The following is a 21,447-nucleotide window of genomic DNA, read 5'->3' as shown; positions in this document are numbered from 1 at the left end:
GCGATATAGCGGAGATGAGGGTCAGACGACGTCGTACCGTCGAGCGGTCGTTCGGATGTCTTCGAGCACCGATTCGAGCGAGAGGACGTCGGTGAGCGCGGTCATCGCGCTGGAGAACGGAACGTCGAGCGCGTAACTGTAGTAGTTCCCCCGAGAGCCGGTTCGGTTCTCCTCGGCGGAGAGGATGCCGAGCATCCGCAGGTCCGAGAGGTGGTTGTGAATCGACCGCTGTGCGAGGGGTTCGATGTCGGCTTTCTCACAGAGGTTCACGTACTCGTCGTACACGTCGCGCATCCGGCAGGGCGTCTCTCGCTGGGCGGCCTTCGAGACGACGGCCAACAGCGCGTAGTGGCCGTTCACGGTGAGTTCGCGCATTCCCTCGACGACGCGTTCTTGCTCCAGTTTCTCCCGGGCGGTTTCGACGTGGTCGCGGGTGATACACTCGTCGTCGCGGTTCTCCGCGTACTCGCCGGCCAACCGAAGCAAGTCGAGCGCCTGTCTCGCGCTTCCGCTGTCTCTCGCCGCCAGCGCCGCACACAGGTTCAACGCGCCCTCCTCGTAGGCACCCTCGGAGAGTGCCACGCCGGCGCGGGACTTGAGGATGTTCTGCAGTTCCGGCGCGTCGTACGGCGGGAAGTGAAGCTCGCGTTCGCAGAGCGTGTCCTGCGCCCGCGGGTCGAGCCTATCTCTGAACTTGAAGTCGTTCGAGATGCCGACGATTCCGACTTTCGCGTGCTCCAGTTTCCCGTTCGACCGGGCGCGGGGGAGTTCGTACAGCAGTTCGTCTCGCTCTCCGATGGAGTCTATCTCGTCGAGGACGACGAGTATCGTGCCGCCCAACTCGTCGAGTTCCTTGTAGAGCTTCTTGAAGACGGTCTGTTGGGGGTATCCGGTCGAACTGATCTCGCCGCCCGGCGGACGGAGCTCGTTGACCAACTCGATGGCCACCTGATAGGAGGAGTTGAGCGTCTTGCAGTTCAGAGAGAGGACGTGGAGGTTCACGTCGTCGTACTGTTCGACGTCCTCTCGCAGTACCTTGAGCAGATACTCGGTCACCGCCGTCTTCCCGACGCCGGTGTTCCCGTAGAGGAAGACGTTGTTCGGTTCCCACCCGTCGACCACGGGTTGGAGCGCGTCCATGTACTCGTCTATCTCCTCGTCCCGTTCCTGAATCCGCTCCGGTCGGTAGGACTCCCCCAAGGCGTCCTTGTTGTGGAAGATGTTCTGTTTCCGCTCGAAGCGGCGCATCGTGCTTCGCATCTTACGGTGTACCCACTTAAAACCACGGTTACAACTGATTCATCTGATGCAAGTGAACACCCACACACTCCACTGTTGCAAGTGAAGCTAGTGTGAGAAGGTACTCTAGAAGAAGAACACACCACCGTTTCATCTAAAGCGCTGACTGTAATTGGGCGGGTACGTGGGTTGATCCCCCGAACGAGGCCCCGGATCGCGCTATTTCACTTGCAACGGTGGTGTCTGTTCGGTGGCGAGGTGACGGTTCTCGGCTTCGGTCTCGAATCCCGTTGGGCACCCTCTCGGGCTTTCACTTGCAGAAGTGGTGTGTCTGTGTGCCGATTCGTCGGGTGAATCCGTGGTGAATTTCCTCATAGAGGGCGACCGAGAACCCCCACCCCACCGCTTCGGGGCCGATCACTTGCAGCGGTGGTGTGTGTGTGTCGCCGCGCGCTTCACTTGAATCAGTGGTGTCCGACGTTCCGCAGGCGGACGAACGCGCTTCACGTGCAGTAGTGGTGTGGGGGAGGGCTCTCTTGAATCCCGAGACAGCGACAGGATTCAACGTTGAATCGTCCGGTTGTTGCTATAGACGGAGGCGACGAGGGCGAGTTCGTGGAACTGACGAACCGGCGTGGACGGTGATGGTTTCGCGGATCGGGCGCTTGATCGCTGCGTTGACCGACTCGACGAGGGCTCGCTGATTGTCGTGATCGGCGTCCAGGCTTAGCGTCGTGCGCGTGATCGGCGGCGTACAGCCGGATGTAGCCGAGGCAGGAGCCGCCGATGGCGCTGAGCGGGATCCACATCCGCGATATCGCCGCCGGCCGTGGCCAGATATGGACGTCGGAGAGCCGTACGGCCGCCTAGCTCGTTCCCTCGGAGGTGATCTGTTCGGTGAGCTCGACGATCAACCCTTCAGGACCGCGGATATAGCAGAGCCGATAGGTGTCCTCGTACTCACGGATCTCGCCGACCGTGTCGAAGTCTCTGTCTCGCAGTCCGTCGACGGTCGCGTCGAGGTCACCGACCGCGAGAGCGATGTGGCGGAAGCCCAGCCGGTTCGCCGGTAAGGGGTGCGCACTCTCGTTGTCAGCCGGCGCATGGAACTTGATGAGTTCTAGCTTGCCGCCGCCGTCCGGCGTCCGCACCATCACGATCTCCGCCCGGATGCCGTCGAGTCCGACGACCTCGTCCACCCACTCGCCCTCGACCAGCCCGCCGCCTTCGAGCTCGAATCCCAGATCGAGGAAGAAAGTAGCCGCAGCGTCAAGGTCGTCGACGACAACACCCACATGATCGAGGCGCGGAAACTGCATCTCGTACTTCCTTAGACGTTCGCTCTATTGAACCTTTAGCGGGCGTTTCAGTAATCCGACGAGACGAGACTAGCGAAGTGGGAAAACGGTGTAATGAGAAAGGACTCCTCCGCTTCGTCGAGCAGGTGGCAACGCTTGTTCGAACGCATTTTTGCCAATTCCGCGAACTCGTCCTCGTCGCCTCCGTTCACAACGTCGATCGGGCCATCGAGCGATGACCGTCAACTCGACGCTGTCTTGAGATTTAATAGAGCCGTGCGGGCGGAGTCGGAATCGCGAGGGCCTCCGTTCGCCTTCTCTCCCGACGAGTGCCCCCCCGCGAAGGCTCAAGAGATTTTGCAGAGGGGGTCGATTGACCACTCGTGCACCTGACCGCTGAACGTCGCGTCTGCGTCCGACGACGGGGGCGAAGAGGTCCGCCGCCGACGCCGTCGACTCTCGTCCGCCCGAGAACGCTCGTTCCGGACGAACGGTCCGACAGTCCGCGTCCCGCCGCGCGTTCGGGATTCGGACGGAAACGAACACGGAGGCTGTTGTCGTGATTCGCTCCGACATCGACGCGCGGAGCGTCTTCTTCGCCGTTCTGCTCGCCTTCTTCTCACTGCTCGTCGCCGCGATAATCAAGCCGTTCCTCTCGTATCTCCTCGCGGTGGTCCTCTTGGCGTTTCTCCTCTCCCCGCTTCAACGGCGACTCGAACCCCGCCTCGGCGAGCAGCTATCCGCCTTCGCTCTCGTCGCCGGGACGATAGGTGCGACGGCCCTCTCGGTGGCCGTGATGGTGATGGCGGTACCGACCGATCCGTCGAGAGTCACGCAGACGATAGAGAACGAACTCGCGCGCGGGCGGTTTCAGCGGCAGTTGGAGAGCGCTCTCGGCGTCGAGTTACCGCTTCAATCGTTCCTGGCGAACGCGCCGCGCCGCGTCGCGCAACTCCTCGTCGGCGACATCTCGAACATCGTCAGCGCGACGACGGACGTGTTCATCGGCGTCCTCCTCCTCGTCTTCTCGCTGTACTACCTGCTCAAGGACGGCGACCGACTCGTGACGTGGATAAAGCGGATGCTCCCGCTGAAGGTGGAGATAACGGAGGAACTCGCCGACGAGGCGTACGTCACCACGTGGGCCGTGCTGAAGGGGCACGTCCTCGTCGCCGTCGTGCAGGGCATCGTGGCGGGCGTGGGCCTGTTCGTCGTCGGCATCTCGAACGTCCTCTTTTGGACCGCGGTGATGATGTTCCTCGCTCTCCTCCCTATCGTCGGCGTCGCCGCGGTTCTCGGCCCCGCCGCCCTCTATCTGTTCCTCGACGGCCGCCTCTTCGCGACGGCGTTCTTGGTCGCCTACGGACTCACCGCCGTCGCCCTCGTCGATGATTACCTCCGGGCGTACGTCGTCGACAGGGAGTCGTCGCTCCACTCCGCGGTCATCCTCGTGGGCGTCTTCGGCGGCGTGTACGCCTTCGGCGTGATGGGCCTGTTCTACGGCCCGATAGTCATCGGCCTGTTCAAGCGACTCGTCCAACTGTTCAACGAGAACTACGTCGAGACGGCCGAGACGCGAACGCGGGCGGAGTGAGTCGCCGTCCCCCGACGGAGCAGTGTCGGAACGACAGAACGATTCGCACACCCGCAGAACGCTTACGCCGTCGCTCGGGGTCGTTCGACCGTACGGATGAATCTGTCCGCGGTCATCGACGACGTGAACGAGAACCCGCACCGCCGGCGAACGTTCTACGAGTACCCGGAACTGTACGAATTCTACCACTCGCAGGTTCTCGACCGAGAGGCGCAGGTCGGCCTACTGGAGCGATTCAGTCCCGAGGAGGTCACTCGAGTTCTCGAATTCGGGTGCGGAACCGGTCCCCTCCTCGCGCGCATCGAAGACGACTACGACGAGGTGTTCGGCGTCGATTCGAACGGGTCGATGCTCGAACTGGCAGAGGAGAAGGTCGAGAAGGCGACGCTTCGACGGGCGGACTTCACGGAGTGGTCCGCCGCCGACGAGGGCCGCGTCTTCGACGTCGCAGTTCTGATGGGTGGACTCCTCCACCTCACCGACGACCGGGACCTTGAATCATTCGCCGAGAACGCTCATGAGAGTCTTCGGGACGGGGGCACGTTCGTCACCTTCTTCGAACCGCTCTCGGACGACGTCGAGAACGGAAGCTGGAACGTTCGAACCGTCGAATCCGACCGATACACCGTGGAACGGCGCTCCGTCAGCGCACTCACCTCCGGAGAGGGCCACTACACGACCACGCACCTGTTCGTCATCGCCGACGAGAAACGGGGGACGGAGGCGCGCATGGGGACGGTGTTCCGGGGGCGGTTCCACGACCCGGAATCGCTCGAACGCGCGTTCTCGGCCGCCGGTTTCGAACGCGTCGAGGCCATCGACGGGGAGGGACCGACCGTCTTCCGCGCGGTGAAGTGACGGACGGGTCAGGCGTCGCGTTCGAGGTACGTCATCGCCTCCTCGTCGGACACCTGCCCGAACCGGTCGTAGAACTGCCCGACGGCGCGGAAGTTCGAGGGCGTCGCCAGACAGACCACCTCGTCGGCCTCCGATTCGAGTTCGCCGATGGTCCGCGGCGACCCGACGGGGACGGCGAGGACGACGCGCCGCGCGCCCGCCTCGCGGACGGTTCTGACGCAGGCCGTCGCGGTACCGCCGGTCGCGATGCCGTCGTCGGCTATCACCACCGTCTTCCCCTCCAACTCAGGACTCGGCCGGTCGCCGCGGTACCGGTCTGCTTTCTCTCGCGAGGCGCGTTCGACGGCGTCGCGCTCTGATTCGACGTACTCCCTGTCCACGCCGCCCGACTCGACGGCAGTGTCGTTCACCCAGAAGTGACCCTGACTGGAGACGGCCCCGACGGCGTACTCGGGGTTGTTCGGCGCGCCGATCTTCTTCGCGACGATGATGTCGAGTGGGACGCCGAGTTCGTCGGCGATGGGCCGCCCTATCGGCAGTCCGCCCCGCGGAACCGCGAGAACGACGTCCGCTTCGACCCCGCGTTCCGCGAGTTCCTCGGCCAGTCGCCGCCCGGCATCCGCTCTGTCTCGGAACATCTGTCTATCGAGTGACGTAGGCGCGGCGGCGACATAAGCGGCGTCCCCGTCGGTTCTCACAGCCGACTTGGTGACTTGCTGCACCGACGGGCGGTCGTAGCTCCCGCCTGGGCGCTACAACGTCACCGTCGTCTCGGTGTGCCCGGAGGGGACTTCGACCGTCTCCTCTTTCTGCTCCGTCGCGAGCGTGACTGTCGCGGCGTCGGTCGAATCGACGGTCAGCGTTATCGGTTCGGCCGGGTCGAGTCCCGCCTCTTTGACCCAGATGGTGGCTTCGCTCACCCGGTCGAGGTCGGCCGAGAGCGCGTTTCGCTTCGGCGGGTCCGACGTCGGCTCCGTCCACTCCGTCCCGTGCTTCGTGTGGGGCGCCGGTTCCGTCCCCTCGCGTTCGTAGTTCACCGCGACCGGCGGCGTCTCGCCGAACGCGTGCGAGCGAACGTCGACGCGTCCGTCGGCCGCGCCGTCCGCCACCCGGACGCCTGAGACCCAGTACGCGCCGTCGTGAACCAGGCCGAACTGCTCGGCGTCCTGCGCGGGGATCGGGCGGTAGACGACTCGAACCGGAGACTCCGGGACCGTCGACGTCCCGAGGAAGTCGCGGGCCGGGCCCCACTGGTCGCGGAACGCGAACGTGAAGTGGTCGTACCCAGGGAAGACGTCCAGTTCGTGCCGGTACTCCAACTCGCGCAGTCGCTGTTCGGTACTCGTGTAGACCGGAGCCGGGACGAGTTTGTCGTTCGAACCGTTCCACATCCGCACCGGGAGGTTGCGGAATCCGTCGAGGTACTTCGGGGTGCTCGCCTCGTACGTCTCCGATTCGAAAGCGCCCCCGGCGACGGCGAACGCGCGGGCGAACAGGTCCGGGTAGAGGCCGCCGAGGCGGAACGTCCCGAACGCGCCCATCGAGTATCCGCCGACGGTCACGCGGTCTTCGTCGACCGCGAACCGGCGGGCCGCGTCGTTCCACGCCTCGAACACGTCGAGTTCGGCCTCGTCGTGGTACCACCCGGCCGGACCGCGCCCCTCCGGCGTCAGGACCAACGAATCGCGCCGTTCGCCGAGTTGGCGGAGGAGGTTCGGACTGAGGACCGCGTACTCGCTGTACGTCGACCCGAGGGAGTGGAGGTGGAGGTGCAACGCCGTCGGGTCGCCGTCGTAACTCTCCGGTACGTACAGCCCGTACGGTTGGATGCGGCCGAGCAACACGTCGTCCTCGGCGTCCACCCCCGACCCGAGGTCGTACCGCGACGAGTACAGGCACGTGAGGAAGCCGGAGTCGGGGATTCGGCGGTCGGTGACGCGACTGTCTAGCTTTCCGAAGTCGACGTCCGCGTGCAACTCCGAGATGTCTCGCTCCGCGAGGGCTTTCGCCTGCGCGTGGTCGCGCCAGTGGCCGTAGCCGATGCCGCGCGAACCCGTCTCGGTCGTCTCCGCTACCTCGCCGGTCTCCCGATTCACGTTCGGCGCGCCGACCGGTTCGTCGAACCGGAAGCCGACGTTGAACACCGGTGGGGGGTTCTGGCCGTGGGCACCGCCCGGGTGCGTCGAGTCCGGCAGTTCTCGGACGGGGGTGAACCGCTCGTTCTCCCCGTCCCAGAGACCCACGACGAGGTAGTGCCGCCACGTGGCGTCCTTCGGCGGAGAGAGGGGGACGGTCACGTCTATCTGGTTCCGTTCGAGGTCCACCGACGACTCGACGGACTCGCCGTCGAGTTCCGCGCCCGACCCCCACGTCACGAGCGTGTGATCCAGGCCGAGTTCGCCGAGGGTTCCGATCCCGTACCCCCAGTCGTCGGTTCCGCCGGACTCCCCGGTGTCGATACCGACAGCGACGGCCGCGGCGTCCGGTTCGACCATCGTGTTGAGGGTGAACCGATACCGGAGTTTCCCCTCGTGGCGCGTCGCGCGGAACTCCACCAAGTCGGCCGCGTTGTGTCGGTAGGTCGCCTCGTCGGTCGGGTAGACGACGTCGCCCGTCATCGTCCCGTTCTCCCCGTAGGCGTCCTCGCTGTTCGGCGCTGGTTGCGGCGGTTCGGACGTGTTCGTCGTGTTGGCGCCGTAGTCGTCGTAGACGTAGTCCTGATAGAGGTACTCCCCTCTGACGTACGCCTCGGTGCCGGCGACGCGGAGCGGATCGGCCTTCCACGGGGGTTCGTTCTCGAACTGCGGCGCCGTCACCGGTTCGTCGTACAGGAGGGACGGACCGGGGTTCGGCGACCCGCCGTCCGCGGACCGAAAGCCGCTGTCGTCCTTCGCCGCCCGCGCCGGCGTCGAGGCGAGAGCGCCCGTTCCCGCGAGTGCGCCGAGGAGACCGACGTTCCGCAGGACCGTTCGACGGGAGTGTCTCTGTCCCTCGTCTCGCTCGCTCTCTCGGTCGTTATTATCTATCACGAAGAACAGTCTGTCCGACCGCGCACAAGGAGTTACTGCGCGGTCTCTCGTCGACGGAACGGTTGTCAATCTCTGCCGCACCCTCACGGTATCTGAACGTGGACCGCCCGATTCGGCACTCTGACTGCGTGCAAATCAGACGACGGAGAAATAAGATGTCAGAACGGTATCAGTCGTTGTAAATCCCGTACGCTACCACCGGTGCGGTTAACCGACCGGTGTAAACGAACAACAGAGTGTAGGCGATAGCGGGATCTAAAATATCAACTCGCTTGAAGGAGTTCGTCGGCAGATGGCCGGCGCTGAAAGAGATTGTCGATCAATCCATTACAGACATCGACCCGTTACGACACGCATATATACATCACATGCAATATATTATTCGTGGCTGAAACCGATGTTTTCGTGGCGCTGGCCGACCCGACGCGGCGTCGCCTCGTCGAGGTTATGCACGACGGCGAAAGCTCCGTCACCGAACTCGCCGAACACGTTGACATCGAACAGCCCGGCGTGTCTCGTCATCTCCGGATCCTCAAGGATGCGGGGTTCGTGAACGTCCGGGCCGATGGACGGCGTCGCATGTACTCGCTACGGCCGGAACCCTTCGAGGAGCTGGCCGAGTGGATGCGCCGCTACGCGCACGAGGAGGTCGATCGCGTCGAGCGGTTGGCCGCCTTCGTCGAGGATAGCCACGATCAGGAGGAACCCCGATGACCGAGGAAACACCCAACGTACGAGAAGTCTCCGAACGCGAATTCGTCGTCGAACGTACTATCCGGAGTACCCCGGAACGGATTTTCGAGGCGTACACCGAGCCAGAGTTCATCGCCCAATGGTGGGCGCACCCAGGCCAGTCCATGCACGTCGACGAAATGAACGTCCGGCCCGGTGGTGAGTGGCGCTTCGTTCACATCCTCGACGATGGCGAAGAGATGGTGATGCACGGTGAGTACCGGGAGGTCGATCCAGTGACGCGACTCAGCTACACGTACAACGTGGGTGAGGGTACCGACGAGGAGATCCTCGCCATCGTCGATCTCGAGGCCGTCGAGGCCGGGACCGATATCACGCTGACGTTCCGCTGTGCCTCGGAGGAGCAGCGTGAGGACATGCTCTCGTCCGGCGCCGCCCAGGGCGCGAAGGCCGCCTGGAAGCGCCTGGAAGACGCGCTGGGGGCGGAGGCCTGAGCATGGCTAGCGAAGACGAACCCAAGTCACCCTCCGAGGTGATCGACGCGAAAATCGAGGAGCTGTCCGATTGGCGGGGCAAGACGCTCTCCCGGATCCGCCGCCTCATCAAGGAGGCGGACCCCGACGTGGTCGAGGAGATCAAATGGCGGAAACCGTCGAACCCGCTGGGGATCCCCGTGTGGTCCCACGGCGGGACCATCTGCACCGGCGAGACCTACAAGGAGAAAGTGAAACTCACCTTCCCGCAAGGTCCCTCGCTCGAGGATCCGGCTGGACTCTTCAACGCCAGCCTCGATAGCGACACGAGGCGCGCCATCGATATCCACGAGGGAGACGAGATCGACGAGGAGGCCTTCAAGTCCCTCGTTCGCGACGCAGTGACCAAGAACGAGTCGTGAGCCGGCGGCTGGTACCGGCAGGCTACTTCGCCCTCTCCGCCACGGGCAGCGAGGTCTCTCCCGTGGTCTACCTCCCCCCGCCCCTCTTCGGTCTCGTTCTCACGGGCGGCGACCTCCTTGTGAGGCCTTGGATCCGTCGGCTCCGGGCGAACTGAACGCCACGAGCGTAGTAACAGTGAAACGACCCGGTCGAGGCCAGGCTCGGCGAACGGCTCGTGGCGACCTTCGATCGAACGACGGTGTATCGAATCAGACCACTCCCCCGAGTACGAGGACGATTATCAGGAGCGACACGACGATACCGAGTATCCCGGCCGCGAGTCCGAGGCGTCGCCTCCGGTCGTCGCTCATATCTCCGTTATCCACGTTCTCCGGGAAATAGGTTCGCCGACCGGCGTTCTCAGTCGAGGACGTTCCCGTGTTCGTCTATCTCGCCGCGGACGATGCGCGTCGAGGAGATGCGCTCGCCGTCGTCCGCGTAGACGTACGGGACGACGATAGCCAGAATCGGGTCCATCCCGCGTTCCCGCCGAACGTCGTTGATGGCTTCGACTTCGGGCACCGTCTCGGGGGAGACGATGAGGGCGTCCAGCGAGGGGTCCTCGGTGGCTATCCCGTGTTCGTCCGCGAGTCGTTCCACGCTCACGTCGCGCCCCCACTCGTCTACGTCGGCTATCTCCGCCCGCACGACGTCGGCCCGTCGGTCGTACGGCGGCACGGGGCGCGTCCGCTCCGCCCCCGCGAGTTCGTCGCTCGTGAGTGCGACCACGACGCCCTCGTCTCCGAGTTCGAGCGCTGCACGGAGGAGCGTTCGATGGCCGTCGTGAAGGGGTCCGAACGTCCCCGCAACTGCGACTCGCATGACCGAACGTTGGGTCCGGGCGGCCGTGTATCCTCCGGTCGTTCGCACGGGTGAAGATCACCGCGGACGACCCGTCTACCCCGAATATCGGGCTTTCTCCTCAGCGTTTATTGACTCTCGGGCGCTAGTTCAGCCGGGAGGCACACACCATGGACTACGACAGCTTCCTCGGTCAGGTGCAGAACGAACTCGAACTGAGCTCTACGGGCGAGGCGGCCCGAGCGACGCGTGCGGTCCTGACGACGCTCGGCGAACGCCTCGAAGAGGGCGAGGCGAGCGACCTCGCCGCACCGTTACCGATGGAGATAGACCGATTCCTCCTGGAAGCCGAGTCCGGGCAGCGATTCGACTACGACGAGTTCGTAGACCGGGTCGTCGAACGAGGGGGCGAGGACCGGTCGGAGGCGGCGTACCAGGCGCAGGCCGTCCTCGGCGTGGTGAGCGAGACGGCTCCGGAGGGTGAACTGGAGGAGGTCAAAGCGCAACTCCCGCCGGAGTACGAGGACCTGTTCGAAGTCGCCGAGCGAGCGACCGACGGCTGACAGTAACCGCCTTCCGGGTTCTCTCTGGACCGTCCTTCCGACCGTCGGTCGCTCGTCGGCCGCGTTCGCACCGTCGTGCGCTTTCGGCCGTACCGCGCCGTGTTCGTCGGTTCCGTCGGCAGTCGATTCCTCACTCCGAGTCCGCGGTGAGATGTCGCTCGAACTCGTCTACCTTCTCGGTCATGGCGTCCACGACGGTGCGTTCTCGCGATTCGTCGTACACGTACGTCGGCCCGCAGACGTTGATGGAGCCGCACACTTCGCCGAGAGGCGTCTTCACGGGCATGCTGACCGCCCACATCCCTTCTATCGCCTCCTCGAAGTTGGTCGCGTAGCCGCGTTCGCGCACTCGTTCGAGTTCGTCGAGGAACTCCTCCGTCGAGGTGATGGTGTGGTCCGTCTGCGCGGAGAGGCCCCACCGGTCGAGGATGTCGCGGACGCGGTGCTCAGGGTACTCGGCGAGAATCGCCTTCCCGGATGCCGTACTGTGGACGTGGAACAGTCGGCCATCTACGAGGTAAGAGGGCGTATCGGAGTACGTCGATTCGTCGTACAGCGAGACGACGCGGCCGTTCTCCTCGACGGTGAAGTCCACCTCCAACTGCGTCTCGTCGGCGAGTTCCGGGACGATGGCCTTCGCCACCCCGTACACTTCGTTGCGCTTGCGGGCGTAGTTCCCGAGGTGATAGAGCTTCAGCCCGACGTGGTAGGTGTCCCCCTCTCGGCTGACGTACCCGTACTTCGCGAGGGTCTTGAGGTGGTTGTGGACGGTGCTCTTCGCGAGTTCCGCCTCGTCCGCTAACTCCGCGAGCGTGGCGCCGTCGAGCTCCGTGATGAGTTCGACGAGTCGAAGCGAGATGTCGGTCGTCTGGAGCGTGTCCTCGGTACGGCGCGGCTTCATGTGGCAACCGTCGCGGCCGAACTACTTATCGCTATGTAGACCCCCCCTCCGGAAGCCATTCCGGAGAGCGGAACGAGTTTTTATACGGAATTCCACGCCTCCGTGTGATCCCCATGCCCGATCAGATACTGTTTACAAACAAACCATCTCTATTTATACACGAAAAATATAACTTAAATTTAGAACAGATGATGAAGAAAATCGAAAATAGGGGAATTAAGGGGTATATAAGAAATAAATGGATAAACCTATACACAAATATCGTTTGTGCTACTCACTTCCTCAACGATTATTCTGACGGATTTCCTGACTACCGTTACAGGATTAGGTCTGTAAGGGGATGCGGGTCGTGAAACGTCTGCACGGAGAGGAGGCGGAGAGAGCGCACGAAACGGGGGCCGATTCATTCGGCTCTCAGGAACGGCCGCGAACGCGAGGTTCGAAACTACGCCGGACCGCCGCGTCGAAACCGTGCGAACGTACTCCTATTCGGATGATTTCTTTGCAGGAGAACGGGGAACCGAGTTCGGTCGGCGACGAACGGTCACCGGGTCGTGCGGGGCGGGGGTACGGGGCGGCTTCAGTCGTCGTCGGACTCGACGTTCGCCCGGGCGACGGTCGATTCGTTCGACGTTCCACTACGTCCGAACAGAACCGTCTCGTCCTGGAGGATGACGCTCCCGTGGCGGTCGGTGAACGTCTTCACCAGACCGGCGACGGCGACGAGGCAGACGATGGCGAACGGCCCGCCGGTGACGATGGCGGCGGACTGAAGCGCCTCCACGCCGCCGATGACCATCAGTATCGACGCGACGACGCCCTGCAGGAGGCCCCAGAAGATTCGGTTGACGGCGGAGGGTTCCTCCTTCCCCCCGGTCGTCATCATCGAGACGGCCAGCGTCGAGGAGTCCGCCGAGGTGACGAAGAACGTCGTCACCAACACGAGGAAGCCGAAGAGCAGGAGGGTCCCGACGGGTATCGGGAGCCACGACACCTGAAGCGCCTGAAACAGGATGTAGCCCGACACCGCCTCGCCGTACTGCCCGACCGGTCCGAGGATGTCCACCGCACCGCGGTGTTGGAACACCGTCGCGGTGCCGCCGACGATGGCGAACCACGGGATAGTGGCCAGCGACGTCGCGACGATGCCGGTGAACGCCACCTCGCGGACGGAGCGTCCGCGGGAGATGCGGGCGATGAACAGGCCGGCGAACGGCGACCACGCGAGGGGCCACGCCCAGTAGAACACCGTCCACGCGTTCGACCACTCGCCGCCGCCAGCGAAGTGGGTGAACAGGCTCATCTTGAACCAGTCGCCGATGAGGCCGCCGGTCGCCTGCGTGCTGAGTTCGAGGACGCGAACCGTCGGACCGAGAATCAGCGTCGCGACCATGAGCACCGCGAATAGCCCCATGTTGAAGTTCGAGAGGCGACGGATGCCGCGGTCGACCCCGAGGACGAGAGACGCAGTGAAGAGGACGGTCATCCCGGTGATGACCGCTATCGTCCCGACGTCGCCGAGCTGGTACCCCCACTGGAACTCGATGCCGGTGAGGAACTGACTGCCGATGAAGCCGAGCGACGTGGCGACGCCGCCGAGGGTGGCGAACACCGCGAGGATGTCCACGAGTTTCCCGAGGGCGTTGTCCACGTTGTCCGCGCCGACGAACGGCGTCAGCACCGCCGACACGCGGAGGGGCGCACCGTGTGCGTGCGCGAAGTAGCCGATCCCGAGGCCCATGACCGTGAAGCAGGACCACTGCGTGATGCTCCAGTGGAACAGGCTGTACTGGACGGCGATGGGGATGGCCGCCTGCGACTTCGCGGCCACGTCGTACAACGGGGGCACCGACGAGTAGTGCATCAGCGCCTCCGTCGGTCCCCAGAAGACGATGCCCGCGGCCAGTCCCGCGGAGTATATCATCGCGAAGTACGAGACGTAACTGAACTCGGGCGACTCGTCGCCTAACTTGATCGACCCCCACGGCCCGAGGATGAGGAAGACGAGGAAGCCGACGAGAACGAGCATGACGATGAGGAACGCCCAGTTGAAGTGCGCGAGGACGAACTGGTTGACGCCCGAGACGACTTCGGCGGCCGCGTCCGGACGAACCGCGAACAGGCCGACGAAGAGCAGGGTGATACCCGCGCCGAAGCCGAAGATGGACGGCTCTATCTCCTCGAAGAACTCGCCGAGTGCGCCGTCGCTCTCACTCATCGTCTCTCCTCTCGGCAGTGCCGTCGGCGTTCGTCCGTTTCGTCGCGATACTACTCGGCCGGGCGTCGACGACGGCGGCTGCCGTCCGCTCTCGTCGGCTGCACCCGCTTCGAACCCGGTCGTACGCCTCGCCGCTGCTGTGTGCTAACATGGTCTCGTGAGTGGTAGCATCAAACACATCTCAGAACTCCGGGATAAAATTTGGGGTCGACTGACGAAACGCCCCCGAAACGGCGTCGCGTCCGACCGAAGTTCCCTCTCTACCGCGAGTTTTAAACGATATCTGTGTTCGGCTCCGATTCTCAGTCGTCGCCCCTCCCCACCAAGTACGGCGTTTTATACCGTTCGATTCGAGTCGTTCGGTCGAGACGACGTTTGAGGCCTCCGTAACCCTTAATTGAGGACGTACACGAGAAGTGTGTATGGAAGACGACCCACGGACGAACGGCGCGGACGCGGACGACGCTCTCGCCTACTCGGCGGACAGAGAACGCGGCATCCTCACCCCGAGCGACCGCGAGTTCCTCCTCGGACGGAAGACGGACTACACGGAGCACTCGAAGAAGCAGAAGCGAAACCGAATCCGCCGTCGCCTGCGGAACGCCATCCTCGATTTCACCATCCTCTTCGACCACCTCGAAGACCGCGACAGGGAGACGGTGTTCGACCCCGACGACGAGGCCCGCGAGGCGTACACGCGGGGTATCGTGGACATGCTCGGGTTCCTCCACCTCGGGACGATGGGCTACTACGTCCCGTTCAAGGACATGCTCGGACAGGGCGTCAACCGGGCCGAACAGAAACTCGCCGGGTCGGACTACCGCATGGTGACCGTCGACTTCAACGTCGACCCGGTCGGCCAAATCGACGTGGACGAGGTCGTAGACAAACTGGAGGCCGGGCACTTCGACGAGGTGACTGACGAGGAACTCCGCGCGTTCGTCCGCCTCATGACGGAGTCCGAGACGTTCTCGCCGTCAGAGATGCGGTCCGGCATGAAAGAACAGATGCCCGAGTTCGTGGACGCGGTGGCGAAAGCCACGGAGGCGCGCGACCGCCGCGTCGAAGACTTGGACGACTGACCGTCGTCGCGGCCCCTCGTTTTCGTTCTCCGTCGTTTCCCGATTTCTCGTCTCCGCCTCCACCCCCGAGAAACCGGTCTTCGCGTACGGCCACCGAATAACGTTTATTGCATCTCGGCGAGACGCTCCGCCCGCAACCTATGCCAGAGAAGACTGCCGTCTCCGCGTCCGGCGCGCCGCAGAACGACAACCCCTACTCGCAGGGCGTCCTCGCGGACGGACTCCTGTTCGTCTCCGGGTTCGGCCCGGTGGACCCCGAGACGGGCGAGGAAGTCGAGGGCGACGTGCGGGAACAGACGCACCGCGTGATGGAGAACCTCGCCGCCGTCGTGGAGGAGGCCGGCGGGTCCCTCGACGACGTCGTGAAGGCGACGGTGTACGTCACCGACATGGACGACTACGGGGCGGTCAACGAGGCGTACGCCGAACACGTCGGCGAGACGCCGCCCGCCCGCGTCTGCATCGAGGCGTCTCGCCTCCCCGACGACGTGCGCGTCGAGATAGACGCCGTCGCGAAGGTCGAATAACGCGCCGGGCGACCGGTCTCCCGAAGAGCGCCCCTCCTCGATCCGACGCGTCGAAGAGAGTTCGGGCGGGCGGCGGTTCGACGTTCGAGAGGCAGTACGAGAGTGGCCCGACGCTCAGACCGTCGATGTAGCCGTCGTGGCCTGCTCGATTGCGTCTTCGATGACATCGAGTGCGGTGTCCGCGAGTTCGCGAGTGAGGACGAGGGGCGGAAGCAGGCGCAGGATGTTGCCGTGGCGGCCGGCCTTCCAGACGAGGACGCCGTGCTCGAAGCAGTAGTCCTGAATCGCGTCGCCGATGTCGCCGTCCGGGTTCCCGTCTTCGTCCACGAACTCCGCGCCGATGAACAGGCCCTTCCCGCGAACGTCGGCGAGTTGCGGGTTGGACTCGCCCACCTCGCGCAAGCGCGTCCGGATGTGCTCGCCGAGTTCGCGGGCGTGCGCCAACAGGTCGTGTTCTTGGATGTACTCGATGGCTCGCGTTCCGGCGCGCATGCCGACGACGTGGCCGCGGTAGGTGCCCGCGTGGTCGCCCGACCCCCACGTGTCGAGGTCCTCGTGGTACATCGTCGCCGAGAGCGGGAACCCGGTTCCGCCGAGTGCCTTCGCGGAGGTCATCACGTCCGGCGACACGTCGTACCACTCGCTGGCCCACCACTCGCCGGTGCGCCCGAGTCCGCTCTGAATCTCGTCGAAGACGAGGGGGACGTCGTTGTCCGTCGCGATGTCGCGCAGTCCCTTCAGGAAGCCTTCGGGCGGGGCGACGACGCCGCCCTCGCCTTGGATGGGTTCGACGATGATGCCCGCGGGGTTCGCGAGGCCGCCGTAGGGGTCTTCGAGGATCTCCTGAACCTCCTCCAACGCGTGGTCCACCGCCTCCTCGGGCGTCTTCTCCATCCGGAACGGGTACGGGTACGGCGCGTGGACCACGTCGGGGAGAAGCGGCGTGTACGCCTCCTTGAACTTCTTGTTCGAGGTGACGCTCATCGCGCCGCTCGTCGCGCCGTGGTACGCGCCGCGGAAGGCCACGAGGCCGTCGCCGCCGGTGTTGTACTTCGAGAGTTTGATGGCCGCCTCGATCGCGTCGCTCCCCGTCGGGCCGCCGAAGACGGTTCGCATGTTCCCCTGGAGGCCCGAGGGCGCTATCTCGTCGAGTTTCTCGATGAGTTCGAGGCGCGCCTCCGTGGGGAAGTCGACCGTGTGGACGAACTTGTCCGCCTGTTCGTGGACCGCCTCGAGGACGTAGGGGTTCGAGTGGCCGACGTTGAGGACGCCGATCCCCGCGAACATGTCGATGAACGTGTTGCCGTCCACGTCGCGGACGGTCGCGCCCTTCCCCTCCTCGAACGCGATGGGGATATCCTCCGGGTACGCGACGGCGCTACTGTCGATTGCCTGCTGTTTCTCGATGAGAGCGCGCGACTTCGGACCCGGAACGGAGTCGACCGACGGCGCCTCGTCGTAGTGCAGTTCCGCTATCGGTGGTCCTCTTGCCATGTCCGTGCCAACGCGTAACTATCATAAATAAGTTGTCCACAGTTACCATATAGACTGTACACAGTTTCTGACATCAGTTCCCCGAGTCCGTTCGGCTGCTGCGAGGTTCGTCACCACAAATCATTAAGCCCCTCCGCGGGCAACCGCCGGGCAATGCTACACTCGAAAGGTCCGCTGGTCTCCGTCGACGTGGGAACGCGGGAGACGGAGCGTATCGACGTCACCGAGGTACTGGAGTCGTACATCGGCGGGCGGGGAGTCGCCACCAGACTCGCGCACGACCGCGTCCCGTTCGACGCGGATCCTCTCGGCCCGGAGAACCGACTCGTGTTCACGACGGGGCCGATGCAGGCGTCGACCATGAGCTTCACCGGTCGGATGAACGTCACCGGCGTCTCGCCCCTCACAGACGGCCTCCTCTCTTCGAACGCGGGCGGGTTCATGTCGCGGCACTTCGCCGACACCGGGAACGCCGCCGTGGAGTTCACCGGTCGGAGCGACGAACTCGTCGTCGTCCACGTGAGAGACGACGGCGTTCGGTTCGAGGAGGTGCCGAACCTCGAAGGTGGGACGGTGCCGGAGACGGTGGCGTACCTGGACGAGGCGCACGGCATCGGGGCCGACCAGACGGCCGTCGTCGGCCCCGCGGGCGAGAACGAGGTGCGCTTCGCCTCCATCATGACCTCGGAGGAACGCGCCTTCGGGCGCGGCGGACTCGGGGCCGTCCTCGGGTCGAAGAACGTCAAGGCCGTCACCTTCGAGGGCGACTCCGCGCCCGACATCGACGTTCCGGCCGGGCAGATGGAGATTCACCGCGAGGCGGCGACGGACGACCACGTCATGAAGGAACAGGGCACCGTCGCGGTGATGGACCTCGCGAACGAGGTGGACGGCCTCCCCTCGTACTACTTCTCAGAGCAGACGTTCGAGGGCGTCGAGGGCATCAACGGCGACGCCGTCGCCGAGAAGAAGTACAAGAAAGGCACCTGTTCGGCCTGCGCGTTCGCGTGTAAACTCCCGACGAAGGACGAGGAACGCGGCATCGAGACGGAGGGCCCGGAGTACGAGGTGGCGATGGCGTTCGGTTCGAACTCGGGCGTGGACGACATCGTGGACGTGATGAAGTCGAACCAACTCTGCGACGACTACGGACTCGACGCCATCTCGGCGGGCAACACCGTCGCCGCCTACCTCGCCGCCGAGGACGAGTTCGGCAACCGCGAACTCATCTGGGACCTCGTCGAGAAGATAGCCCACCGCGAGGGCGTCGGCGACACCCTCGCGGAGGGGATCGACCGCGTCCACGACGAACTCGGCGTCGAGAACTGGACGGTGAAGGGGATGGACTTCGCCGGCCACGAGGGGCGCGTCCTCAACGGGCAGGGCCTCTCGTACGCCGTCGCCAACCGCGGCGCGGACCACATGTACGCGACGTTCTACTCCGTCGAGTACCCCCTCGTCCCGCAGGAGCAGGCGGTGGACCCGAAGGGCACCGTCGGGAAGGCGGACGTCCTCGCGGAACGCGAGGACCTGATGGCCCTGAACGACAGCGGCGTCGTCTGCAAGTTCTCCCGCGACTACATGACCCCCGAACGCTACGAGATGCTGTTCGGCGCGGACTTCGAGGACCTCCTCGACGTGGGCGCGCGCACCGTCACGCTCGAACGCCACTTCAACAACCAACGCGGGTTCGACAGGGACGACGACAGACTCCCGTACGACCTGCCGGAGTTCGAGGCGGCCTTAGACGAGTACTACGAGGTGCGCGGGTGGACGGACGACGGCGTGGTTCCCGACGGGCGCGTCCCCGCCTGACCGACCGTCCCTCCCTTCTCGCCCCGGCGCTACACAGTATCCGTAATCATCGTACACAAACGTTAAATCGCTGTCAGCCGAATCACGGTTCGAGCACCGGTAGTATGCCCCAGTCAATCTTCGGAGAGAGCGAGTACGAAAGACGCATCGACAAGACGAAAGAACGGATGCGGGAGGCAGAGTTGGACGCCCTCGTCGTCTCGGACCCCGCGAACATGAACTACCTCTCGGGGTACGATGGGTGGTCGTTCTACGTCCCGCAGGCCGTCGTCCTGACGCCGGACCGCGAGGAACCCGTCTGGGTCGGACGGGGGATGGACGCCAACGGCGCGCGCGCGACGACGTGGCTCGAAGAAGAGAGCATCCGCGCCTACAGCGACGACCACGTCCACTCGCCGCACGACCTCCACCCGATGGACTACGTCGCGGGCGTCCTCGAAGAACTGGACGCCGACGGCGGCCGCGTCGGGTTGGAGATGGACGCGTACTACTTCACCGCCAAGTCCTACACGCGCCTGCAGGAGAACCTCCCCGAGGCGACGTTCGAGGACGCGACCCTTCTCGTCAACTGGGTCCGGGTGAAGAAGTCCGACCGGGAACTCGACTACATGCGGGAGGCCGCCCGCATCTCTGAGAACGCGATGCAGGCCGGTATGGACGCCATCGAGGAGGGCGTCCCCGAGTCGGAGGCGGCGCGCGCCATCTACGACGCCCTCATCCGGGGCACCGACGACTATGGCGGCGACTACCCCTCCATCGTCCCCCTCATGCCCTCCGGCGACCACACGGGGACGCCGCATCTCACGTGGACGGACCGCGAGTTCGAGGACGGTGACCCGGTCATCATCGAACTGTCTGGCTGTCGGCACCGCTATCACTCCCCCCTCGCGCGGACGACGTTCGTCGGCGACCCGCCGGCGGAGATGAAAGACCGGGCGGAGATCGTCGTCGAGGGCCTGAACGCCGCCCTCGACGCCGCCGAACCGGGCGTCACCTGCGAACGGGTGGAGAAGGCGTGGCGCGACGTCATCTCGAAGTACGACATCGAGAAGGAGGAGCGAATCGGCTACTCGATGGGGCTGGGCTACCCGCCGGACTGGGGCGAACACACGGCGAGTCTCCGACCCGGCGACGAGACGGTACTGGAGGAGAACATGACGTTCCACGCGATTCCGGGCCTGTGGTTCGACGACTTCGGCATCGAACTCTCAGAGACGTTCCGCGTCACCTCCAACGGCGCGGAGACGCTGGCGGAGTTCCCGCGGAAGCTGTTCTCGACATAACACACCATGGCTACCACTACGACGACGGACGCGACGGCGGAGGAGGAATCGGACGCGGACTCGGCACTGGTCACCGCGCGGCGGCAACTCGAACGCGCGGCGGCGCACGTCGAGGTGGACGAGAACGTCATCGAACGACTCAGACACCCGACGCGGGTCGAACGCGTCTCCGTCCCCTTGAAGCGAGACGACGGGTCGCTCGACGTATTCACGGGCTACCGCGCCCAACACGACGACGTGCGCGGCCCGTACAAGGGCGGACTCCGATACCATCCGGAGGTGACCGAAGACGAGTGCATCGGCCTCTCGATGTGGATGACGTGGAAGTGCGCGGTGATGGACATCCCGTTCGGCGGCGGGAAGGGCGGCGTCGCCGTGGACCCGAAGGGCCTCTCCGAGACGGAGAAGGAGCGTCTCACCCGGCGGTTCGCCGAGGAGATTCGAGACGTCGTCGGCCCGAAACAGGACGTTCCCGCGCCGGACATGGGGACCGACGCGCAGACGATGGCGTGGTTCATGGACGCCTACTCGATGCAGGAGGGCGAGACGGTGCCCGGCGTCGTCACGGGCAAACCGCCGGTCGTCGGCGGCAGTTACGGCCGCGAGGAGTCGCCCGGCCGGAGCGTCGCCATCGTCACCCGCGAGGCCGTGGACTACTACGACTGGGACCTCTCGGAGACGACGGTTGCGGTGCAGGGGTTCGGAAGCGTCGGCGCGAACGCCGCCTGCGCACTCGACGACTGGGGCGCGAACGTCGTCGCCGTCTCCGACGTCAACGGCGCGATATACGACCCCGACGGACTCGACACGCGCGCCGTCCCGACGCACGAGGAGGAACCGGAGGCCGTCATGTCCCACGACGCGCCGCAGAAACTCTCCAATGAGGAGATCCTCGAACTCGACGTGGACGTGCTGATCCCAGCGGCCGTCGGCAACGCCCTCACCGCCGACAACGTGGACGACGTGCGGGCCGACCTGGTCGTGGAGGGAGCGAACGGCCCGACGACGTTCGCCGCCGACGCGATACTCGAAGAGCGCGGGATTCCGGTGGTTCCGGACATCCTCGCGAACGCCGGCGGCGTCACCGTCTCGTACTTCGAGTGGTTGCAGGACATCA

At 64.8% G+C, this 21,447-nt stretch carries 20 protein-coding genes; 12 read left to right on the top strand and 8 right to left on the bottom strand.

What is annotated here, in order from left to right:
• Positions 1–21 precede the first annotated feature (21 nt).
• Positions 22–1,248, bottom strand: coding sequence for an orc1/cdc6 family replication initiation protein (locus ACFQEV_RS00630; RefSeq protein WP_379691952.1), 1,227 nt, complete (start codon positions 1,246–1,248; stop codon positions 22–24).
• Positions 1,249–2,105: 857 nt separating this feature from the next.
• Positions 2,106–2,558, bottom strand: a complete 453-nt coding sequence (locus tag ACFQEV_RS00625; RefSeq protein ID WP_379691950.1) for a VOC family protein — start codon at positions 2,556–2,558, stop codon at positions 2,106–2,108.
• 538 nt (positions 2,559–3,096) lie between these two features.
• Here ACFQEV_RS00625 and ACFQEV_RS00620 point away from each other — a divergent pair.
• Positions 3,097–4,131 carry an AI-2E family transporter gene (locus ACFQEV_RS00620; protein ID WP_379691948.1) on the top strand — a complete coding sequence of 345 codons (1,035 nt, stop codon included), beginning with the start codon at positions 3,097–3,099 and terminating at the stop codon, positions 4,129–4,131.
• A 96-nt stretch (positions 4,132–4,227) separates the two neighbouring features.
• Entirely contained in the window at positions 4,228–4,989 is a 762-nt protein-coding gene (locus ACFQEV_RS00615) for a class I SAM-dependent DNA methyltransferase (protein ID WP_379691947.1), read from the top strand.
• Positions 4,990–4,997: 8 nt separating this feature from the next.
• Here ACFQEV_RS00615 and ACFQEV_RS00610 read toward each other — a convergent pair whose 3' ends face one another.
• Both ACFQEV_RS00610 and ACFQEV_RS00605 read right to left on the bottom strand, forming a co-directional pair.
• Complete coding sequence (locus ACFQEV_RS00610; protein WP_379691946.1) at positions 4,998–5,627, bottom strand: phosphoribosyltransferase; 630 nt, start codon at positions 5,625–5,627, stop codon at positions 4,998–5,000.
• Between the two features lie 114 nt (positions 5,628–5,741).
• Positions 5,742–8,018 (bottom strand): dienelactone hydrolase family protein, encoded by a 2,277-nt coding sequence (locus ACFQEV_RS00605; protein ID WP_379691945.1) that lies wholly within the window; start codon positions 8,016–8,018, stop codon positions 5,742–5,744.
• 384 nt (positions 8,019–8,402) lie between these two features.
• Between ACFQEV_RS00605 and ACFQEV_RS00600 the strand changes: the two genes are divergently transcribed.
• Genes ACFQEV_RS00600 through ACFQEV_RS00590 form a run of 3 tightly spaced genes read left to right on the top strand, consistent with a single transcriptional unit; the run spans position 8,403 to position 9,606 of the window.
• Entirely contained in the window at positions 8,403–8,732 is a 330-nt protein-coding gene (locus ACFQEV_RS00600; RefSeq protein ID WP_379691944.1) for an ArsR/SmtB family transcription factor, read from the top strand.
• Positions 8,729–9,205 (top strand): SRPBCC family protein, encoded by a 477-nt coding sequence (locus ACFQEV_RS00595; RefSeq protein WP_379691942.1) that lies wholly within the window; start codon positions 8,729–8,731, stop codon positions 9,203–9,205. The genes ACFQEV_RS00600 and ACFQEV_RS00595 overlap by 4 nt, the downstream gene beginning before the upstream one ends.
• Positions 9,206–9,207: 2 nt before the next feature.
• Complete coding sequence (locus ACFQEV_RS00590) at positions 9,208–9,606, top strand: DUF1801 domain-containing protein (protein WP_379691941.1); 399 nt, start codon at positions 9,208–9,210, stop codon at positions 9,604–9,606.
• A gap of 400 nt (positions 9,607–10,006) precedes the next feature.
• Here the strand turns inward: ACFQEV_RS00590 and ACFQEV_RS00585 are convergent, their stop codons facing one another.
• Entirely contained in the window at positions 10,007–10,468 is a 462-nt protein-coding gene (locus ACFQEV_RS00585; protein ID WP_379691940.1) for a phosphopantetheine adenylyltransferase, read from the bottom strand.
• Between the two features lie 149 nt (positions 10,469–10,617).
• Here ACFQEV_RS00585 and ACFQEV_RS00580 point away from each other — a divergent pair, with 149 nt between their 5' ends.
• Positions 10,618–11,010 carry a DUF2267 domain-containing protein gene (locus tag ACFQEV_RS00580; protein WP_379691939.1) on the top strand — a complete coding sequence of 131 codons (393 nt, stop codon included), beginning with the start codon at positions 10,618–10,620 and terminating at the stop codon, positions 11,008–11,010.
• A 130-nt stretch (positions 11,011–11,140) separates the two neighbouring features.
• Here the strand turns inward: ACFQEV_RS00580 and ACFQEV_RS00575 are convergent, their stop codons facing one another.
• Positions 11,141–11,911, bottom strand: a complete 771-nt coding sequence (locus ACFQEV_RS00575; protein WP_379691938.1) for an IclR family transcriptional regulator — start codon at positions 11,909–11,911, stop codon at positions 11,141–11,143.
• A gap of 113 nt (positions 11,912–12,024) precedes the next feature.
• On the opposite strand from ACFQEV_RS00575, the gene ACFQEV_RS00570 reads away from it, so the two are divergent.
• Entirely contained in the window at positions 12,025–12,264 is a 240-nt protein-coding gene (locus ACFQEV_RS00570) for a hypothetical protein (RefSeq protein WP_379691937.1), read from the top strand.
• Positions 12,265–12,491: 227 nt separating this feature from the next.
• Here ACFQEV_RS00570 and ACFQEV_RS00565 read toward each other — a convergent pair whose 3' ends face one another.
• Positions 12,492–14,129: a BCCT family transporter gene (locus ACFQEV_RS00565; protein WP_379691936.1), complete on the bottom strand. Its 1,638-nt coding sequence runs from the start codon at positions 14,127–14,129 to the stop codon at positions 12,492–12,494.
• 422 nt (positions 14,130–14,551) lie between these two features.
• Here ACFQEV_RS00565 and ACFQEV_RS00560 point away from each other — a divergent pair, with 422 nt between their 5' ends.
• Positions 14,552–15,211, top strand: a complete 660-nt coding sequence (locus ACFQEV_RS00560; protein WP_379691935.1) for a hypothetical protein — start codon at positions 14,552–14,554, stop codon at positions 15,209–15,211.
• 140 nt (positions 15,212–15,351) lie between these two features.
• Entirely contained in the window at positions 15,352–15,738 is a 387-nt protein-coding gene (locus ACFQEV_RS00555) for a Rid family detoxifying hydrolase (protein ID WP_379691933.1), read from the top strand.
• A gap of 114 nt (positions 15,739–15,852) precedes the next feature.
• Here the strand turns inward: ACFQEV_RS00555 and ACFQEV_RS00550 are convergent, their stop codons facing one another.
• Positions 15,853–17,232, bottom strand: a complete 1,380-nt coding sequence (locus ACFQEV_RS00550; protein ID WP_379691932.1) for an aspartate aminotransferase family protein — start codon at positions 17,230–17,232, stop codon at positions 15,853–15,855.
• A gap of 153 nt (positions 17,233–17,385) precedes the next feature.
• Between ACFQEV_RS00550 and ACFQEV_RS00545 the strand changes: the two genes are divergently transcribed.
• From ACFQEV_RS00545 to gdhB, 3 genes are all read left to right on the top strand, one after another.
• Positions 17,386–19,047, top strand: coding sequence for an aldehyde ferredoxin oxidoreductase family protein (locus ACFQEV_RS00545; protein WP_379691931.1), 1,662 nt, complete (start codon positions 17,386–17,388; stop codon positions 19,045–19,047).
• A 104-nt stretch (positions 19,048–19,151) separates the two neighbouring features.
• A complete protein-coding gene (locus tag ACFQEV_RS00540; protein WP_379691930.1) occupies positions 19,152–20,330 on the top strand; it encodes a M24 family metallopeptidase in 1,179 nt (392 codons plus the stop codon).
• A 6-nt stretch (positions 20,331–20,336) separates the two neighbouring features.
• A partial coding sequence (gene gdhB / locus ACFQEV_RS00535) for a glutamate dehydrogenase GdhB (RefSeq protein ID WP_379691929.1) occupies positions 20,337–21,447 on the top strand: 1,111 nt, incomplete at its 3' end.

This window comes from Halopelagius fulvigenes (genome assembly GCF_042662625.1).
Lineage (GTDB): Archaea > Halobacteriota > Halobacteria > Halobacteriales > Haloferacaceae > Halopelagius > Halopelagius fulvigenes.
Note: the sequence above shows the minus strand (reverse complement) of the source record. Positions and strands in the feature narration are given on the sequence as shown.

What these genes read in the sequence shown, in the direction of transcription:
- ACFQEV_RS00630 (WP_379691952.1), bottom strand. Translation starts at nt 1,248, where the DNA reads ATGCGCCGCTTCGAGCGGAAACAGAACATCTTCCACAACAAGGACGCC.
- ACFQEV_RS00625 (WP_379691950.1), bottom strand. Translation starts at nt 2,558, where the DNA reads ATGCAGTTTCCGCGCCTCGATCATGTGGGTGTTGTCGTCGACGACCTT.
- ACFQEV_RS00615 (WP_379691947.1), top strand. Translation starts at nt 4,228, where the DNA reads ATGAATCTGTCCGCGGTCATCGACGACGTGAACGAGAACCCGCACCGC.
- ACFQEV_RS00610 (WP_379691946.1), bottom strand. Translation starts at nt 5,627, where the DNA reads ATGTTCCGAGACAGAGCGGATGCCGGGCGGCGACTGGCCGAGGAACTC.
- ACFQEV_RS00595 (WP_379691942.1), top strand. Translation starts at nt 8,729, where the DNA reads ATGACCGAGGAAACACCCAACGTACGAGAAGTCTCCGAACGCGAATTC.
- ACFQEV_RS00590 (WP_379691941.1), top strand. Translation starts at nt 9,208, where the DNA reads ATGGCTAGCGAAGACGAACCCAAGTCACCCTCCGAGGTGATCGACGCG.
- ACFQEV_RS00585 (WP_379691940.1), bottom strand. Translation starts at nt 10,468, where the DNA reads ATGCGAGTCGCAGTTGCGGGGACGTTCGGACCCCTTCACGACGGCCAT.
- ACFQEV_RS00580 (WP_379691939.1), top strand. Translation starts at nt 10,618, where the DNA reads ATGGACTACGACAGCTTCCTCGGTCAGGTGCAGAACGAACTCGAACTG.
- ACFQEV_RS00575 (WP_379691938.1), bottom strand. Translation starts at nt 11,911, where the DNA reads ATGAAGCCGCGCCGTACCGAGGACACGCTCCAGACGACCGACATCTCG.
- ACFQEV_RS00570 (WP_379691937.1), top strand. Translation starts at nt 12,025, where the DNA reads ATGCCCGATCAGATACTGTTTACAAACAAACCATCTCTATTTATACAC.
- ACFQEV_RS00565 (WP_379691936.1), bottom strand. Translation starts at nt 14,129, where the DNA reads ATGAGTGAGAGCGACGGCGCACTCGGCGAGTTCTTCGAGGAGATAGAG.
- ACFQEV_RS00560 (WP_379691935.1), top strand. Translation starts at nt 14,552, where the DNA reads ATGGAAGACGACCCACGGACGAACGGCGCGGACGCGGACGACGCTCTC.
- ACFQEV_RS00555 (WP_379691933.1), top strand. Translation starts at nt 15,352, where the DNA reads ATGCCAGAGAAGACTGCCGTCTCCGCGTCCGGCGCGCCGCAGAACGAC.
- ACFQEV_RS00550 (WP_379691932.1), bottom strand. Translation starts at nt 17,232, where the DNA reads ATGGCAAGAGGACCACCGATAGCGGAACTGCACTACGACGAGGCGCCG.
- ACFQEV_RS00545 (WP_379691931.1), top strand. Translation starts at nt 17,386, where the DNA reads ATGCTACACTCGAAAGGTCCGCTGGTCTCCGTCGACGTGGGAACGCGG.
- ACFQEV_RS00540 (WP_379691930.1), top strand. Translation starts at nt 19,152, where the DNA reads ATGCCCCAGTCAATCTTCGGAGAGAGCGAGTACGAAAGACGCATCGAC.